We start from the raw sequence: 17,550 nt of genomic DNA, 5'->3' as shown, positions 1-17,550 counted from the left end.
TGTGCTGCACTGGGCGCAGAGTCAGGGTTTTTTCAGCTCAAAGCTGATGCGCCGCACCTGAGCGTTAGCACCCGGAAAGTCCTGAAACACGGCCCGCACCAGGTAAGGCACCACCTCCACCAGATCGCCGTCACGGCCGTCGTGCACGGCGGTGGCCTCGAACACCGTGCGGGCCACGCCGGTGGGCGCTTGGGCAGCCGTGATGCGCACTTGCAGCCGACTTTCCTGCACCGTGCGGGTCACCTCGCGGTCGCCGACGTAGCGCACGCCCATGGGGTCGGGCACCCAGTGGCCACCCAACAGCCGCCCTTGTGCATCGCGCCAGGGCGGCACATACACCCACTGGTCGCTGTACACCGCCTCCAGCCGCTTGCGCTCGCGCTCGCTCAGCGTGGCCTGCAGTTGCACCACAAACGGCCCTGTCGCTCCCGCAGGCGCAGGCTGCAAACCCAGGCGCTCCAGCTCGGTGGCCACCAGCGCCTGGTAAGCCGCCATTTCAAGTTCCCTTTCAGGCTCGGCCGGCGCGAAGCTGAAGCGCTGGCCGGCCGCGTCGGCTGGCCACTGGTTGAAACGGGTCACCTTGGCTGTGAGCGTGCTGGCGCAGCCGGCCAGCAGCAACAGCGACGCCAAAGCAACACCTGCGGCACAACGCCACGCTGCGCGCCGAGATGGCGCTGCCGGCGTAAACCGGTGGGGTTGCAAGTGGCGGGCTGTTTGCATAATGGGTGTGGCGGTGCCGTTGCGTTGAGTTGCGTTTGAAAAGCGGGGCCGTGCTGTTCGGTTGCCAAGGCATTGTGCGACCATTCGCGCAACCGCCGAGTTCCCCACACCCCACCGCAGATCCCGGAGAAACCATGCACGTTCTAACGCTTGCCTGCCCGCAGCCATTGGCCCATTCGACGGCGTTGCAGCCATGAAGTGGGGCAACAACCGCCAGTCCGACCAGGTGGAAGACCGGCGCTCGCAGCCGGGTGCTGGCCTGCCCACGGGTGGCCGTCGCCGCACCGGTGGCAAAGGCATTGGCCTGGGCACCATCGCCATTGCGCTGGTGGCGGGGTGGGTGTTCGGTATCAACCCGATGACCATTTTGGGTGTGCTGGGCGGCGGTGGCGACCTCATGGCCCCGGCCCAGACACAGAGCGCACCAGCGGCGACCCAGAAACCCACCGACGACATGGGCCAGTTTGTGGCCGCTGTACTCGGCGGCACCGAAGACGTGTGGGGTGAGGTGTTTCGCCAGGGCGGCAGCGAATACCGCAAACCCCGCCTGGTGTTGTTTCGCGGCGCCACGCCCACCGCCTGCGGCACGGGTCAGTCCGCCATGGGGCCGTTTTATTGCCCGGGCGACGAAAAGGTCTACATCGACCTCAGCTTTTACGACACGCTCAAACGCGAGCTTGGCGCCCCTGGCGACTTTGCGCAGGCCTATGTGATTGCCCACGAGGTGGGCCACCACGTGCAAAACCTGCTGGGCATCACCGACAAGATGGACCAGATGCGCGGCCGTGTCAGCCAGCGCGAATACAACGCCCTGAGCGTGCGGCTGGAACTGCAGGCCGACTGTTTTGCCGGCATCTGGGCGCACCACAACCACAAGACCCAGGCCATTCTGGAGCCCGGCGATGTGGAAGAAGCGCTCAACGCCGCTGCGGCCATTGGTGACGACGCCCTGCAGCGCAAGAGCCAGGGGCAGATCGTGCCCGACAGCTTCACCCATGGCACCAGTGCGCAGCGCCAGCGCTGGTTCCACATCGGGTTGGAACAAGGCCAGGTGCCCTTGTGCGACACCTTCAACGCCCGCAATTTGTAAGGCCGTCTATGGCCCCAGAGCGAAGCCAGACGCGGGCTGATTGGGTGATTTCGGGTCAAAGTGAGACAATAGCGGGCTAACCGATACAGAAATGACCCAATCTTTTTCCGAACTCTCCCTTTCTCCTTCGCTGGAGCGTGCCGTGGCCGAAATGGGCTACGAGAACATGACGCCGATCCAGGCTCAGGCCATTCCGGTGGTGTTGCAAGGCCGTGACGTGATGGGCGCCGCCCAGACCGGCACCGGCAAGACCGCCGCCTTCACGCTGCCGCTGCTGCAGCGCATGATGAAGCACGAAAACGCCTCCACCTCGCCCGCCCGGCATCCGGTGCGCGCTTTGGTGCTCTTGCCCACGCGCGAACTGGCCGACCAGGTGGCCGAGCAAGTGAAGCTCTATGCCAAGTACACCAACCTGCGCAGCGCGGTGGTGTTTGGCGGCATGGACATGAAGCCCCAGACCGCCGAGCTGAAAAAAGGCGTCGAAGTGCTGGTGGCCACGCCCGGGCGCTTGCTCGACCACATTGAAGCCAAAAACTGCGTGCTGAACCAGGTGGAATATGTGGTGCTCGACGAAGCCGACCGCATGCTCGACATCGGCTTTTTGCCCGACCTGCAGCGCATCTTGAGCTACCTGCCCAAGCAGCGCACCACGCTGCTGTTTTCGGCCACTTTTTCGCCCGAAATCAAGCGCCTGGCGGGCAGCTATCTGCAAGACCCGGTGACCATTGAAGTGGCGCGCTCCAACGCCACGGCTTCCACGGTGGAACAGCATTTCTACCGCGTGGACGACGACGACAAGCGTCACGTGCTGAAGAAGATTTTGAGCGAGCGCGGTCTCAAGCAGGCCTTTGTGTTCGTCAACAGCAAGCTGGGTTGTGCCCGGCTGGCGCGTTCGCTGGAACGTGAAGGCCTGAACACCACCGCCCTGCACGGCGACAAAAGCCAGGACGAACGCCTGAAAGCGCTGGAAGCTTTCAAGAGCGGTGCGGTGGATTTGCTGGTGTGTACCGATGTGGCCGCGCGCGGTCTGGACATCAAGGACGTGCCGGCGGTGTTCAACTTCGACATTCCGTTCAACGCCGAAGACTACGTTCACCGCATTGGCCGCACCGGCCGCGCGGGTGCCTCGGGCCTGGCGGTGTCGTTTGTCAGCGCACGCGACACGCGTCTGATGGGCGATCTGGAAAAATTGCTGGGCAAAAAACTGGAACTCGAAGCGCTGGAGTTGGAAGCCGACAAGCGCCCAGCCGGCCATTTCAACGACGGTCAGCGCGCCTGGAAGCAGCCGGAAGCCACCGAAGACCGTGAAATTCGCGCAGCCCGTGAAAGCCGCGCACCGCGTGAAGGCCGTGGCGGGGGCCGGGCTGAGTTTGACCCGCGCTCGGCCTCGGCTGGTCGCGCCCCGCGTGCGCCGCGCGCACCGGCCGATCCCTTGTTTGACAAGCCTTACGAGCCCAGCGTGGGTGCCGACGTGAAGCCGTCGTGGGAAGCCTCACAGCCGGCTGCGGCACGCAGCCTGTCGCCCAACATCAAGTCCCGCAAGAAAGTGGCGGCTCTGTTCAAGCGTGCACCGGCACCGGTGCAGGCCCCCGAGGCCGCAGCGCCCGCACAGGCCCCGAGCCCGGTAGCCAGCACGACCGAGGAAAGCTGAGCCTTTCAGGCTCGCCCACGGTGTCGCTTCAGTCCTTGCCTGGTTTGCGTGCTTGCGCACACCGCACCGAGAGCAGCTCAAAGCTGCCCGGTGCACTGCCAACACGCGCTGCCGTTAAGCAACCACCCCATACGCAACCGGTGTCCAGCGGCAACACGCCTTCGCGCTGTACCGCGCCCAGCGTGGACCAGTGGCCAAATGCCATCGGTACACCGGCGGTGCGGCGTCCAGGCACGTCAAACCAGGGCATGAACCCCGGCGGGGCGGTGTCGGCACCGTCTTTGGCGTCAAATTCCATCACGCCTTGGGCCGAACAGAACCGCAACCGCGTGAGGCTGTTGACGATCACGCGCAGGCGCTCGGCCCCGCGCAGGCTGTCGCTCCAAAAGTCAGGCTGGTTGCCGTACATGCCGGTCAAAAAATCGGCCCAACCGGGGCTGCGCAGCACGGTTTCCAGTTCGCCCGCCAGTGCCAGTGTCTGCGTCAGATCCCACTGCGGCAGCACGCCGGCGTGCACCATGAGCCAGCCGTGTGCATACAGCGCCATGGGCCTGTGTCGCAGCCAGTCCAGCAAGGCGCTGCGGTCGGGTGCGTTCAGGATGTCTTGCACCGTGTCGCTGCGGTGCGGCTTGCGCACACCGTGCGCGGTAGCCAGCAGGTGCAGGTCGTGGTTGCCCAGCAGGCAGTGGGCCGAGCCTTCCAGCGCCATCAAGCGGTGCAGCACCGCCAGCGACTGCGGGCCCCGGTTCACCAGGTCGCCCAGCAGGTACAGCGTGTCGCGGCTGGGTGAAAAATCAACTGTTTCGAGCAGGCGGCCCAGGGCTTCATCGCAGCCCTGCACATCGCCAATCATGTAAATTGCCATCGACCGATTATGGACATCCTCCTTATTGTTTTTCTCACGCTGCTCAATGGCGCTTTCGCCATGTCCGAGCTGGCGCTGGCCTCCAGCCGCAAGGCGCGTCTGGCGGCCATGGCCGAGGCCGGTGACAAGGGGTCCATCACCGCCCTGAAGCTGCTGGAGAACCCGACCCAGTTTCTGTCGTCGGTGCAGGTGGGCATCACCTCCATCGGCATGCTCAACGGCATCGTGGGTGAAGCCGCTTTCAGCGGCAAGCTCGCCCTGTGGCTGCAAACCTTTGGCATGGCAGACACCACGGCCAACGTGACGGCCACGGCCATCGTGGTGGTGGTCATTACCTTCATCACCATTGTGTTTGGCGAGCTGGTGCCCAAGCGCATTGGCCAGCTCTACCCCGAGACCGTGTCGCGCTGGGTGTCTCGCCCCATGGCCTTTGTGGCCAAGGCCGCCAAGCCGTTTGTGTGGCTGCTGACCCAGACCACGCAAGGCATGCTCAAGCTGTTGCGTGTGGACAGCAACGCTGTGCAGCATGTGACCGAAGAAGAGATCAATGCCAGCCTGGAAGAGGGCGTTGACGCGGGCATCATTGAAGAACACGAACACCAGATGGTGCGCAATGTGTTCTTGCTCGACGACCGCCAGCTCACGTCCATCATGGTGCCGCACTCCGAGATCGAGTGGCTGGACGCGCAGGACAGCATCGACGACGCGGTGCAAAAGGCCTGGACCACCGGCCATTCGTGGTACCCGGTGTGCCGCGGCGGGCTGGAAGACGTGGTGGGCGTGATCCACCTGCCGCGCATGTTGGCTTTGCAGGCCGAAGGCGACAACGAGCCGCTCATGCGCCACGTGCAGCCGGCCGTGTTTGTGCCCGAAACCCTGACCGGCATGGAGCTGCTGGAGCAGTTCCGTGAGCGCGCCACCCGCATCGTGTTTGTGGTGGACGAATACGGCGTGGTGCAGGGTCTGCTGACCCCGCTGGACATGCTGGAAGCGATCACCGGCGAGCTGTCACCCGAGGCCGCGGTGGACGCCTGGGCCACCCAGCGAGACGACGGTGCCTGGCTGGTGGACGGGGCCATGCCGGTGGCCGAGCTCAAGTCGCGCCTGGACATTGAGGAGCTGCCCGACGAAGACAAGGGCCGCTACAACACTGTGGCTGGCCTGATGCAGACCGTGGCGGGCGAGTTGCTGCAACAGGGCGAGGAGGTCCATGCGGCAGGCTGGCGTTTTGAGGTGCTGGTGCTCGATGGCCGGCGCATCGACCAGGTGCTGATTGCGCGCTTGCCTGAAGCCGAGGCAACCGCAGATTGAGTGGTTCAGCCGCGTTGCTCGCGGTGCTCAAACAGCCAGGCCTTGAAGGCCAGCGCCGCGGCCGAGAGCCGCTTGCCCCGCGGGTACACCACATGCCAGCGCCGGATGAGCGGAAAGCCCTGCACATCCAGCAGCACCAGCTCGCCCAGCGCCAGTTCTGACACCACCGTGGTGGCCGAGAGCACCGCCAGCCCCAGACCACCCGCCACGGTTTGTTTGATGGCTTCGTTGCTGCCGACTTCGAGCCGGTTCTTCAGGGTGACGCCTTGCGCGGCAAAAAATTTCTCGGCCGTGAGCCGTGTGCCCGAACCGGGTTCGCGCAAGATGAAGGGCTCGTTCATCAGCCGCTGGGGTGACAGGTTCTTTTGGCCCACCAGCGGGTGGTTGGGCGGAGCCACCAGCACCAGCGGATTGTCGGCAAAGTCTTCACACACCACGTCCATCTGCTCGGGCGGCTGGCCCATGATGTAGAGGTCGTCCTGGTTGGCGGCCAGGCGCTGCAGCAGGTTTTCGCGGTTGCCCACCACCATGGCCACGTCAATGCCAGGGTGCGCCGCGCAAAAGCCGCCCAGCAGCTTGGGCACGGTGTATTTCACCGTGGTCAAAATCGCCAGCTTCAGGCTGCCGCGCTCCACGCCCTGCAGCGCGGCCAGGTCTTGCGACAGCCGTTCCATGCGGCCCTCGATGTCCTGGCAGGCCTCGGCCAGGGTCTGGCCAGCGGCCGTTAAAAAGATTTTTTTCCCCAGTTGCTCAAACAGCGGTTGCCCCACCGTTTCCGACAGCTGCTTGACCTGCAGCGACAGCGTGGGCGGTGACAGGTGCAGCTCTTCGGCCGCACGCGCAAAACTGCAGTGGCGTGCCACCGCCAGAAATATGCGCAGCTGGTGCAAGGTGGCGTGGCGCAGGTGCATACCGATGGCTCCAATACATTTATAAAAATCTAACGTAACGGTCTAAACATTTTACTTTTATTTATCGTCTGGCTGGCCAACAATCCGCTCCAGTTCAACGCAAAACGACGGGCTTCGAAAGTCTTTCACCCGCGTGTTGAGCGCCGAAGAACCGCATTCAGAACCACCCGAACAGGAGCAAGCATGGCCACGAAAACCTACAACGCCGGTGTCAAGGAATACCGCAGCACGTACTGGGAACCCCACTACACCGTGAAAGACACCGACATCCTCGCGGTGTTCAAGATCACACCTCAGCCCGGTGTGGACCGCGAAGAAGTGGCCGCCGCCGTGGCCGCCGAGTCGTCCACCGGCACCTGGACCACGGTCTGGACCGACCTGCTGACCGACCTGGACTACTACAAGGGCCGCGCCTACCGCATCGAAGACGTGCCCGGCGACGACACCTGCTTCTACGCCTTCGTGGCTTACCCGATCGACCTGTTTGAGGAAGGTTCGGTGGTCAACGTGCTGACCTCGCTGGTGGGCAACGTGTTTGGCTTCAAGGCCCTGCGCGCCCTGCGTCTGGAAGACATCCGCTTCCCGATTGCGTATGTGAAGACCTGCGGTGGCCCACCCCACGGCATCCAGGTCGAGCGCGACATCATGAACAAGTACGGCCGCCCGCTGCTGGGCTGCACCATCAAGCCCAAGCTGGGTCTGTCGGGCAAGAACTACGGCCGCGCCGTGTACGAATGCCTGCGCGGTGGCCTGGACTTCACCAAGGACGACGAGAACGTCAACTCGCAACCCTTCATGCGCTGGCGCCAGCGTTTCGACTTCGTGCAGGAAGCCATCGAAAAGGCCGAGCGCGAGACCGGCGAGCGCAAGGGCCACTACCTCAACGTGACCGCGCCCACGCCCGAAGAGATGTACAAGCGCGCCGAATACGCCAAGGAACTGGGCTCGCCGATCATCATGCACGACTACCTGACCGGTGGCCTGTGCGCCAACACCGGCCTGGCCAACTGGTGCCGCGACAACGGCATGCTGCTGCACATCCACCGCGCCATGCACGCCGTGCTCGACCGCAACCCGCACCACGGCATCCACTTTCGCGTGCTGACCAAGGTGCTGCGCCTCTCGGGCGGTGACCACCTGCACTCGGGCACCGTGGTGGGCAAGCTCGAAGGCGACCGCGCCTCCACGCTGGGCTGGATCGACATCATGCGCGACAGCTTCATCAAAGAAGACCGCAGCCGCGGCATTTTCTTCGACCAGGACTTCGGCTCCATGCCTGGCGTGATGCCGGTCGCTTCGGGCGGCATCCACGTCTGGCACATGCCCGCACTGGTGAACATTTTTGGCGACGACTCGGTGCTGCAGTTTGGTGGCGGCACGCTGGGCCACCCCTGGGGCAACGCCGCCGGCGCCGCCGCCAACCGCGTGGCACTGGAAGCTTGCGTGAAGGCGCGCAACGAGGGTGTGGCGGTGGAGAAGGAAGGCAAGACCGTGCTGATGGACGCCGCCCAACACTCGCCCGAACTCAAGATCGCCATGGAAACCTGGAAAGAGATCAAGTTCGAATTTGACACGGTGGACAAGCTCGACATCGCTCACAAGTGAACCTGTCGGACGCAGCCCCATTTTTTAAAGGACACACACCATGAGCATGCAAGACTACAACTCCCGCCTCTCCGACCCGGCCAGCCGCAAGTTCGAGACCTTTTCGTACCTGCCCGCGATGACCACCGAGGAAATCCGCAAGCAGGTGCAATACCTGGTGAAAAAGGGATTGAACCCGGCCATTGAGCACATCGAGCCGCAGTACCTGATGGACTCCTACTGGTACATGTGGAAGCTGCCCATGTTTGGCGAGACCGACGTGGACGTGGTGCTGGCCGAATGCGAAGCCTGCCGCAAAGCGAACCCGGACAACCACATTCGCCTGATTGGCTACGACAACTTCAAGCAGTCGCAGGGTGCGAGCATGGTGATCTTCCGCGGGAAGACTGTCTGATTGGTGATCCCCCCGCGCCGCCTGCGGCGTCACCCCCCAGGGGGCGATGCCTGTGGCCTGGCGGAGCCAGTTCCACGGCATCTCTGGTCACTGCACGCGCTCCGGACGTTTGGCTGGAATGTCTTTTCTGCTGAGTGCTCGTGAGCGTGGCGCGGGATGGCTGACGCAGTGAGGTAAAGGAGGAGCCGGCCGCAGGCCGGCGGGGGACACGAACGGAGTCGGCCGCGCCGTGCCACGCGGTGTAGGCGAACGAGAAGCAACGGAGACGAACATGAGCGACACCCTCGACGCCTACCGCGTCGCACAGCAACCCTATTACCGCCCGGTGGCCGACGAGGTCGAGCTGTTTGATGCCGCCTACTCGGTGCGCATGCCCATGATGCTCAAGGGCCCCACCGGCTGCGGCAAGACGCGCTTCGTCGAGTACATGGCCTGGAAGCTCAACAAGCCGCTCATCACCGTGGCCTGCAACGAAGACATGACGGCTTCCGACCTGGTTGGCCGTTTCTTGCTCGACGCGCAAGGCACCCGCTGGCAAGACGGCCCGCTCGCCATGGCCGCACGATTGGGAGCCATCTGTTACCTCGACGAAGTGGTTGAAGCGCGGCAGGACACCACCGTGGTCATCCACCCGCTGACCGACAACCGCCGCGTGCTGCCGCTGGAAAAAAAGGGCGAACTCGTCAAGGCGCACCCGGACTTCCAGATCGTCATCTCCTACAACCCGGGCTACCAGAGCCTGATGAAGGACCTGAAGCAGTCCACCAAACAGCGCTTCGGCGCACTGGATTTCAACTACCCCGAACACGCCGTCGAGGCCGAGATCGTGGCCCACGAAACCGGCGTGAGTCTGGACGTGGCGGGCAAGCTCGTCGGCATCGCCGAGCGTGCGCGCAACCTCAAGGGCCATGGCCTGGACGAAGGCATTTCCACCCGCATGCTGATCTACGCGGGCAGCCTGATCGCCAAGGGCGTGGCCGCGCAGGCCGCCTGCCGCGTGGCCCTGGTGCGCCCGATCACGGACGACCCGGACATGCGCGACGCGCTGGATGCCGCCGTCGCCACGTTTTTCTGACGAGCCATGAGCGTCCACCTGCACGACCACGCCGAGTGGACCGACCAGCTGGAGCCCGCCTCGCGCGAGCTGCTGGCGCACCGCTGGCCGGACGCGACCAAGGTGTTCTCGGCGCGCGGGCTGGACAACTACGTCAAAGGCGCCGCCGCGCTGCGCGGGCTGGGCCGTGGCCACGAGCTGGTCAACGCCTGGATCGACGGCGCGCCGCAGGTGGCGCAGGAGATTGGCGAAGACGTGGTCGGCGAACTCGCCACCACCGCGCTGCTGCTGGCGTCCAAGACCTCGGGCGCGGTGATCGAGCTGGTGCTGGCCACCGCGCCCACCGCCGCGCGCCGACTGGCCGACGGTGCGCTGTTCATGCAGTACCTGCAGTTCCTCAACACGCTGGTGGCGCAGGCGCCGCGCGGCCTGCGGCCCATGCTGGGCCAGCTCGACGCGCTGTTGGGTCAGCTCACGCTGGGCGGCTTGCGGCGCTGGGCCGCCTGGGGCGCGCAGGCGCACCGCACCAACTACGAAGAGCAGATCGCCTACTTCGGTCTGCAGTCGAAAGAGTCGCTGGCCATGCTGCAGAAAGAGCGCAAGGGCACGCTGCTGGTGGACGTGCAGCGGCGCATCAACATGTACCTGCGCGCGCTCTGGGGGCGCGACTTCTTCATGCGCCCCACGGCGGGCGATTTTGAGAGCCGCGAAGGCTACCGCCCTTTCATCGAGGACTACTTCATCCACCTGCCCGACGCCTACGACGCGGTCGACGGCAACGCTGGCACCGTGGACGCGACACAGCTCTACCGCGCCGCCGCCGCCCACGCCGCGGCGCACGTGGTGTTCACCCGCCAGCCGATCTCGGCCGAGTCGCTCAACCCCTGGCAGATGGCGCTGATCGGGCTGGTGGAAGATGCGCGGGTCGAGTCGCTGACGCTGACGCGCTTTCCCGGCCTGCGCCCGCTCTGGGCGCAGTTGCACACCGTGCAAGCCACAGAAGACAAGACCGCTGGTGACTGGCTCAACCGCCTGGCGCGCGCCTTGCTCGACCCTGCGTACGAAGACGCGCATCCCTGGATCGCCCAGGGCCGCACGCTGCTGGCCGAGGCGCTGCCGCGCATGCAGGCCGATCCGCACGACAACACCGTGTCGTGGGACATTGGCGTGCAGCTGGCGCACAGCTACCGCGAGCTCACACAGGGGCCAGCCTTCCAGCCGCGCACGGACCTGCAGACGGCTGCCTACCGCGACGACAACCGCTACTTTTGGGCTTTCGACGGTTTCGACTTTGAGCGATCGATTGCAGCCGGCTACGAGCCGCCGCAGCAGGTGCGCAAGCAGGTCAACCTGATGGAGTTCGTCAACGAGCTGGAGGTGGAGGGCGCGGGCGACGACGCACAGGAAATCTGGGTGCTGGGCACCGAGCTGTTTCCCTACGAAGACCTGGGCGTGTCGTTCAATCAGAGCGAAGGCCGCGAGCCGGTTCTGCCGCCGGTGCACTACGGCGAGTGGGACCACATGATCCAGCTCGAACGCCCGGCCTGGGCCACGGTGCAGGAGCGCCGCCCCAAGGCTGGCGACGCGGCGGTGATCGACGCGATCCTGGCCGAACACCGGCGCCTGACCGGCCGCATGAAGTACATCTTGGACGCCATGCAGCCGCAGGGCGTGCAGCGCATCCGCAAACTGGAAGACGGTGACGAGATTGATCTGAATGCCGCGCTGGCCTCGGTGATCGACCAGCGCATGGGCCGCCAGCCCGACCCGCGCATCATGATGCGCAGCGTGCGCAAGACGCGCGACATCTCGGTGCTGGTGCTGCTTGACCTGTCCCAGTCGACGAACGACAAGGTGACCGGGCAGGAGCACACGGTGCTGGAACTCACGCGCTCCGCCTGCGCGCTGCTGGCCGACGCGATCCAGAAGGTGGGCGACCCGTTCGCCATCCACGGCTTCTGCTCCGACGGCCGGCACGACGTGAACTACTGGCGCTTCAAGGACTTTGACCAGCCCTACGACGACCTGGCCAAGGCGCGCCTGGCCGGCATGGAAGGGCAGCTGTCCACCCGCATGGGCGCGGCCATCCGCCACGCCGCGGCCGCGCTCAAGGCGCAGCGCAGCAGCAAGAAACTGCTGCTCGTCATCACCGACGGCGAACCGGCCGACGTGGACGTGCGCGACCCGCAGTACCTGCGGCACGACACCAAGAAGGCGGTGGAAGAAGCGGGGCGAAACGGCGTGATGACCTACTGCATGAGCCTGGACCCGCGCGCCGACCAGTATGTGCGCCGCATCTTTGGCGAGCGGCATTACATGGTGGTGGACAAGGTGGAACGCCTGCCCGAGAAACTGCCGGTGCTTTATGCTGGCCTCACCCGATAACCTGAAAGCACCCCTTGCCATGATTCACACCCGCACCCACAGCTACGCTGGCATGGACCACGAAGAAAACCACGGCATGACCATGACCGGACGCATCATCCGAGACGCCTGGGTGTTTGGCGTGCTGCCCGAGGGCGATGGCTTTGCCGGCAAAAGCGCAGGCGACATGCAAAACCTGTTCGAGGCCGTGCACCAGGCCTGGGAGCCTTACGGCCAGTTGCCCAGCCGCCTGCCGCCCGAACTGGCCGAGCGCCATGCCCGCATCCACGCCGGCGCCGTGCAACGCGCCAAGGCCGCCGGCTGGAGCGCCGAGCTGGGCGACGACGACTGAAGAGGCTGAGCGTGGCTTTGGGCGCGGCAGCCGCTCACGCGGTTGCTGGCTCCGTGTCTTCGCTGTGTGCTGTGGCGCTGTTCCACACAGGGAGCCACAGGGTGATGGTGGTGCCCTGGCCGTGGGCGCTGCGCACATCGATCTGCCCGCCGTGCAGTTCCACAATTTCTTTCACGATGCTCATGCCCAGCCCCGTGCCGGGGATCTGGCCTGAGGTATCGGCCCTGTAAAAGCGCTCAAACAAGCGCGCCACCTGCTCGGGTGTCATGCCCAGGCCCTGGTCGCTGATCTCAACGCCGGCGCGCTGGCCTGCTTCGTCCCACAGGCACCGCACCTGCACCTCGCCCCCTTCGGGCGAGTATTTGTAGGCGTTGGACACCACGTTGAGCAACGCCTGTTGCAGCTTGTCGCTGTCGGCGCGCACCTGCAGCGGGTGGTGGCCCGCGTCCAGGCTGGGCGCGGTTCGGCCGGTGGGCGGGTTGTAGTCGCCCAGCACCTGTTTCACCAGCGCCTGCAGCGGCAGCGTGGCCAGCACAAAGTCTTTGCCCTGGCGGGCTTCAATGCGGGCCAGGTCCAGCAGCTCGTCGATGATGGTGGACATGCGGGTGGCCTGGCGCGATATGGTTTCCAGCAGATCGCGGCGCTGTTCTTCGCTGAATTTGCGCGCCAGCAGCAGCTCGGAAAACCCGTAAATGCTCGCCATGGGTGTGCGCAATTCGTGGGCGGCGGTGGACAAAAACTCGCTCTTCATGCGGTCTACTTCGGTTTCGTGCGTCACGTCGCGGAAATACAGCACCAGCGACACATTGGCCGACTCGGAAACCCGCACATCCAGCTCCAGCATGCGGTTGCCTGCGGCGGTGAGTTCCAGCAACTGGTGCCGCTGCGCCTTCGGTGCGTGTTTGGCGGGTTCGTCTTCCTGGCGCTGCTGGGCCTGGCGCAGCGAAGCAATGTCGGGGAAGTCTTCTGCGCTGCGGCACAGCCCGCCCATGCGGGCCGCAAAGGCCGCCTCACTCAGACCCACCACGTCCTGCACGGACAGGCCCGTCATGCGCAAAAACGCTTCGTTGGCAAAGTTCACCTGTCGCCGGTGGTTGAACGACACGAAGCCGTCCGGGCTCAGGGCAAAGATGGTGTTGAGCTGTTCCGAGCGGTCAAACAGTTCCTGCGTGCGCTGCCCCACCAGAATCTCCAGGTCGCGGCGGTACTGTTCCAGTTCGGCTTCCACCACCTTGCGTTCTGAAATGTCGCGTTGCAGCATGAACACAAAGGTTTTGTCACCCCATGTGGCCAGGCTGATCGACACCTCGGCGTCGTAGGTGCTGCCGTCTTTGCGGCGGTGCACGGTTTGCAAAAACTCGCCGGCGGGCCCCATCGTCTGGATGATGGCGCGCACCTCGGCCGCGCTGTAGTGGGCGTCCCAGTCGCTCACATGCAGGCCTTGCATTTCTTCGCCGCTGTAGCCCAGCATGGCCGCGCTCTTGGGGTTGGCTTCAAACACCGTGCCGTCGGCGTTGAGAATCACCACGCCGTCGCGCTCGTGTTCAAACAACGCGCGCCGGCGCGAAGCTTCGTCCGCAATCGTCTGCTGCGCCTGGTGCTGCGCGGCGTCCTGGGTGGCAATGGTGTCGAGCAACACGTTGAAGTGCCGCGCCAGCTGTTCCAGCTCGTCCTGGTGCACCGACGATGCCACGCGGTGGTGCCGGTTACCGCGGCGCACCGCCGACATGGTCTGCCCAATGTGGGCCAGCCGCTGCGTGAGCTGCTGGCCCGCAAACAGGAAGGCCAGCGAAATGGCCAGCATGGTGAGCGCGAGCAAAGCACCCACCATCCACATCAGCAGCTGGACGCTGTTTTGGTACGGCGCATACGGAAACGCCACGCCCAGCATGCCCACGCGCTGGCCATCGCCGTTAACGATCGGTTCGTAGGCCGCCAGGTGCTCGGCACCGTCTAGCACCAGGCGGCTGTGCCACGCCTGGCCTTGTTCCATCACCGCTGAAAACGCTGCGTCATTCACCGGTGTGCCCAGCACCCGGTGGCCCTGCTGGCGCTGGTGGCTCATGGCCACATGCACCCCGCCCAAGGCAATGGCGGTGATGCCCTCGGCATCGTCGGGCAGCGAGCCCACCGGGTAAATGATCTCCCGCATGTGCTCGATCAGCGAGTTGTTGCGGTTGAGCAGCACGCCGCCCAGCAAGATCGCGTCGGGCGTGTCCACACCCAGCGGGAAGTGCGCCGCCGCGTTGATCAGCAGCCCACGGGTTTCAGACTCCGCCGCTTTGCCGCCCTGCAGCGCCAGGGGCACCCGGGCCACCTCGGGAAAAGCCGCCGAAAAGGTGGCCAGCGTTTGCGCATCAAATACCTCATACGCCGCGTTGGCCACGCCAATGGCGGCCTGCCGGATCACAAACGAGTCGGGCAACCGGGCGCCTTCAGCGACCGGTGTGTTGGCCCCCAGTACGCGCCCGTCCGCCATGGCCAGCAGCAGGTAGTCCAGGCCACTGCTCTCGGCGGCGGCGGCCAGGGCGCGCTGACGGATTTCCTGGGGAGTGTCGGGGGCCAGCAGGTCGCGCATGCGCTCAGATCGGGCGAGCTGGGTCACCCGCACCCCGGTTTCCAGCCTCACCTGGCTCAGGTAGTTGCGGCTCGCCGCCAGGTGGCTGCGCAGGTTGGACTCCAGCAGCGCCTGGGCCCGCTGGCCACCCAGCACCACCAGCGCTGCAATCACCAGCGGAAACGCCACCAGCAGCGGCATGAGGCCGAGCGCGAGCAGCCGAAAGCGCAGAGACCCAGTCCAGCGCCGGCGCCATTGGCTCGCCAGAGAGCGGCTGTACAGCGTTTCAGTTTCTTCCGGAAAGGTCGATATCGGATCGTGGTCAGACATGGCGCTCTAGGCGGTTGCACCGCGCGCTTTCAGGCGCTGAAGGGCTTTTGTGGTGGCTGCTCAGCAGACCCGTTCTCGGGTGCTCTTTCGACGAATGGGATTTCATCCCTTGTTTATCGGTACAAATATGAAAAAATTGCCTCTTTTTTTGCTTCTGGCAGGTTCTTTGTTGTTGGGCGCTTGCAGCCCACCGCCGCCCATCAAAATCGGGTTCATTGGCGGCCTGACCGATCGCAACTCGGACAACGGCCAGTCCGGCCTGAATGGCGTGATCTTGGCGGTGGAACAGTTCAACCGCGCGGGCGGTGTGGACGGGCGGCTGGTCGAGCTGCTGCCCAAAGACGATGCCCAGGACAAGGCTGTGGCAGCCAAGTCGTCTGAAGAGCTGGTGGCAGCGCAGGTGGAAGCGGTGGTCGGGCCGTTCACCAGCAGCATGGCCCAGGTGATCGTGCCCATCACCGGCGCTGCGGGCATTTTTCAGGTCAGCCCCACCATCACCTCGATGGACTTCTACGGCAAAGACGACAACCTGTTTCGCATCAACCGCACCACCCGTGACAACGCCCGCGACTACGCGCAAGTGATGGTGGGCATGGGCCAGAAGCGTGTGGCCGTGGCCTATGACACGCGCAACAAAAACTTCACCGAATCCTGGCTCACCGAATTCCGGACCGCGGCAAACGCCCTGGGCGCCGAGCTGGCCGCAGAGGTGCCCTATGCCTCAGGCATCGACACCGACTTTGACGTCGTGGTGCGAAACATGCTGGTCGTCAATCCCGACAGCCTGTTCTTCATTTCGGGTGCGCTGGACGTGGCCCGCTTTGCCCAGCAGTCCCGCAAACTCGCGCCCACGCTGCCCATTGGCGCGGCTGAATGGGCTTCGACCGAGCAGCTCATCGAGCTGGGTGGCCCGGTGGTGGAAGGCCTGCTGATCGTGCAAAACTACGACCGCGATGACACCTCAGAGCGTTTCAAAGCGTTCAGCGAAGCCTATTTCAAGCGCTTCCAGCGCAACCCGGGTTACAGCTCGGTGTCGGCCTACGACGCGGCCACCGTGGTGCTGCAGGCGCTGAAAAACCGCCAGAAGGGCGAAACCGTGAAATCTGCTGCGCTGCGCAGCAGCCCTTTCACCGGCCTGCAGCAAGAAATGGTTTTTGACGCCAACGGCGACACCCAGCGCAAGGTGTTTTTCACCGAAATTCGCGACGGCCGTTACCAAAAAATCCAGTAAGCGTTGCCTCAGGCCGCGAGGCGCCTCGCGTGCGCGGCCAAGGCCACCGGCGCGGTAGCGCCCAGCAGGCCAAACAAATTCTTCGGGTCTGCCAGCTGCGGAATCAGCGCCATGCGCTCGCCCATGCCCAGGCGGGTGGCGCTGTCCATCATGAAGCGCAGGGCTGAAAAATCTTCCAGCGCGAAGCCCACCGAGTCAAACACCGTCACTTGGGCAGCGTGGTCGCGCCCGGGCTTTTCACCGCGCAACACCTGCCAGAGTTCGGTCACGGCAAAGTCTGCGGGCTTGTGCTGTATTTCGCCTTCCACGCGCGACTGCGGCTCGTATTCCACAAACACCTTGGCTGCGTCCAATATGGCGCCGTGCAGCTCGGTCTTGCCCGGGCAATCGCCGCCCACGGCATTCAGGTGCATGCCGGGCTCCAACATTTCGGGTGTCAAGATCAGGGCCATCGCCTTGTCGGCGGTCACGGTGGTCACGATGTCAGCCCCGCGCACGGCTTCGGCCGTGCTTGGGCACACGGTAATGCGCAGCCCGCTGCCTTGCAGGTTGGCCACCAGCTTGGCGCTGGCGGCAGGGTCCACGTCAAACACCCGCAGGGTGGTGATGCCCACCAGGTGCTGAAAAGCCAGCGCCTGAAACTCGCTTTGCGCGCCGTTGCCAATCAGCGCCATCACGCGGCTTTCAGGCCGGGCCAGGGTTTTGGCGGCCAGGGCCGACATGGCGGCGGTGCGCAGCGCGGTGGTGAGCGTGAGCTCGCTCAGGAAGAGCGGTGCGCCGGTGTCCACGTCGGCCAGCACACCGAAGGCCATCACGGTGGAAAGCCCCAAGCGCGTGTTGCCCGGGTGCCCGTTCACATATTTGAAGCTGTAGCGGTGGTCGTCCGCCACGGGCATGAGCTCGATGACGCCGTCTTTGGAATGGGCCGCCACGCGGGCGCTTTTGTCGAAGTCGGCCCAGCGCAGAAAGTCGGCGCGTATGTGCTCGGCCATGTGTTGCAGGCAGTGCGGCAGGCCCAGCCGGCGCACCAGCTCGGCGGCTTCGGGCGCGCTCAGGTACAGGGTGCCAGTGTCTTTGAATCGGGTCAGTGCGGTGTTGTTCATGGTCGTCTCTTG

At 64.8% G+C, this 17,550-nt stretch carries 14 protein-coding genes; 9 read left to right on the top strand and 5 right to left on the bottom strand.

The genetic code is table 11. The features are described from left to right. Positions 1 to 21 precede the first annotated feature (21 nt). Positions 22 to 630 carry a DUF4136 domain-containing protein gene (locus AC4QBL_RS12155; protein ID WP_472907782.1) on the bottom strand — a complete coding sequence of 203 codons (609 nt, stop codon included), beginning with the start codon at positions 628 to 630 and terminating at the stop codon, positions 22 to 24. Positions 631 to 913: 283 nt separating this feature from the next. Between AC4QBL_RS12155 and ypfJ the strand changes: the two genes are divergently transcribed. Both ypfJ and AC4QBL_RS12145 read left to right on the top strand, forming a co-directional pair. Continuing rightward, positions 914 to 1,810 carry a KPN_02809 family neutral zinc metallopeptidase gene (ypfJ, locus tag AC4QBL_RS12150; RefSeq protein ID WP_472901098.1) on the top strand — a complete coding sequence of 299 codons (897 nt, stop codon included), beginning with the start codon at positions 914 to 916 and terminating at the stop codon, positions 1,808 to 1,810. 91 nt (positions 1,811 to 1,901) lie between these two features. Continuing rightward, positions 1,902 to 3,461 carry a DEAD/DEAH box helicase gene (locus AC4QBL_RS12145; protein ID WP_472907781.1) on the top strand — a complete coding sequence of 520 codons (1,560 nt, stop codon included), beginning with the start codon at positions 1,902 to 1,904 and terminating at the stop codon, positions 3,459 to 3,461. 28 nt (positions 3,462 to 3,489) lie between these two features. Here the strand turns inward: AC4QBL_RS12145 and AC4QBL_RS12140 are convergent, their stop codons facing one another. Next, complete coding sequence (locus tag AC4QBL_RS12140) at positions 3,490 to 4,326, bottom strand: symmetrical bis(5'-nucleosyl)-tetraphosphatase (RefSeq protein ID WP_472907780.1); 837 nt, start codon at positions 4,324 to 4,326, stop codon at positions 3,490 to 3,492. Positions 4,327 to 4,335: 9 nt separating this feature from the next. Here AC4QBL_RS12140 and AC4QBL_RS12135 point away from each other — a divergent pair, with 9 nt between their 5' ends. Beyond that, positions 4,336 to 5,637: a hemolysin family protein gene (locus AC4QBL_RS12135; RefSeq protein WP_472901095.1), complete on the top strand. Its 1,302-nt coding sequence runs from the start codon at positions 4,336 to 4,338 to the stop codon at positions 5,635 to 5,637. A 5-nt stretch (positions 5,638 to 5,642) separates the two neighbouring features. On the opposite strand, the gene AC4QBL_RS12130 is transcribed toward AC4QBL_RS12135, so the two are convergent. Beyond that, entirely contained in the window at positions 5,643 to 6,548 is a 906-nt protein-coding gene (locus AC4QBL_RS12130) for a LysR family transcriptional regulator (RefSeq protein WP_472907779.1), read from the bottom strand. A 183-nt stretch (positions 6,549 to 6,731) separates the two neighbouring features. On the opposite strand from AC4QBL_RS12130, the gene AC4QBL_RS12125 reads away from it, so the two are divergent. The 5 genes from AC4QBL_RS12125 to AC4QBL_RS12105 all read left to right on the top strand — a co-directional run bounded on the left by AC4QBL_RS12125 (position 6,732) and on the right by AC4QBL_RS12105 (position 12,317). Continuing rightward, positions 6,732 to 8,153, top strand: a complete 1,422-nt coding sequence (locus AC4QBL_RS12125; protein ID WP_472901093.1) for a form I ribulose bisphosphate carboxylase large subunit — start codon at positions 6,732 to 6,734, stop codon at positions 8,151 to 8,153. Between the two features lie 40 nt (positions 8,154 to 8,193). Next, the gene (locus tag AC4QBL_RS12120; RefSeq protein WP_472901092.1) at positions 8,194 to 8,547 is read left to right on the top strand and encodes a ribulose bisphosphate carboxylase small subunit; all 354 of its coding nucleotides are present in this window, start codon (positions 8,194 to 8,196) and stop codon (positions 8,545 to 8,547) included. A 271-nt stretch (positions 8,548 to 8,818) separates the two neighbouring features. Next, on the top strand, positions 8,819 to 9,622 hold the full coding sequence (locus tag AC4QBL_RS12115) for a CbbQ/NirQ/NorQ/GpvN family protein (RefSeq protein ID WP_472907778.1): 804 nt from the start codon (positions 8,819 to 8,821) through the stop codon (positions 9,620 to 9,622). A gap of 6 nt (positions 9,623 to 9,628) precedes the next feature. Continuing rightward, complete coding sequence (locus tag AC4QBL_RS12110) at positions 9,629 to 11,986, top strand: nitric oxide reductase activation protein NorD (protein ID WP_472907777.1); 2,358 nt, start codon at positions 9,629 to 9,631, stop codon at positions 11,984 to 11,986. A 19-nt stretch (positions 11,987 to 12,005) separates the two neighbouring features. Next, on the top strand, positions 12,006 to 12,317 hold the full coding sequence (locus AC4QBL_RS12105) for a hypothetical protein (protein WP_472901089.1): 312 nt from the start codon (positions 12,006 to 12,008) through the stop codon (positions 12,315 to 12,317). A gap of 34 nt (positions 12,318 to 12,351) precedes the next feature. Here the strand turns inward: AC4QBL_RS12105 and AC4QBL_RS12100 are convergent, their stop codons facing one another. After that, entirely contained in the window at positions 12,352 to 15,204 is a 2,853-nt protein-coding gene (locus AC4QBL_RS12100; protein ID WP_472901088.1) for an ATP-binding protein, read from the bottom strand. Between the two features lie 127 nt (positions 15,205 to 15,331). On the opposite strand from AC4QBL_RS12100, the gene AC4QBL_RS12095 reads away from it, so the two are divergent. Further along, on the top strand, positions 15,332 to 16,435 hold the full coding sequence (locus AC4QBL_RS12095) for an ABC transporter substrate-binding protein (protein ID WP_472901087.1): 1,104 nt from the start codon (positions 15,332 to 15,334) through the stop codon (positions 16,433 to 16,435). Positions 16,436 to 16,443: 8 nt separating this feature from the next. Here AC4QBL_RS12095 and ocd read toward each other — a convergent pair whose 3' ends face one another. After that, the gene (gene ocd, locus AC4QBL_RS12090; protein ID WP_472901086.1) at positions 16,444 to 17,538 is read right to left on the bottom strand and encodes an ornithine cyclodeaminase; all 1,095 of its coding nucleotides are present in this window, start codon (positions 17,536 to 17,538) and stop codon (positions 16,444 to 16,446) included. Positions 17,539 to 17,550: the final 12 nt, after the last annotated feature.

The organism is Hydrogenophaga sp. L99 (genome assembly GCF_058731905.1).
This window is presented reverse-complemented; position numbering and strand designations above follow the sequence as displayed.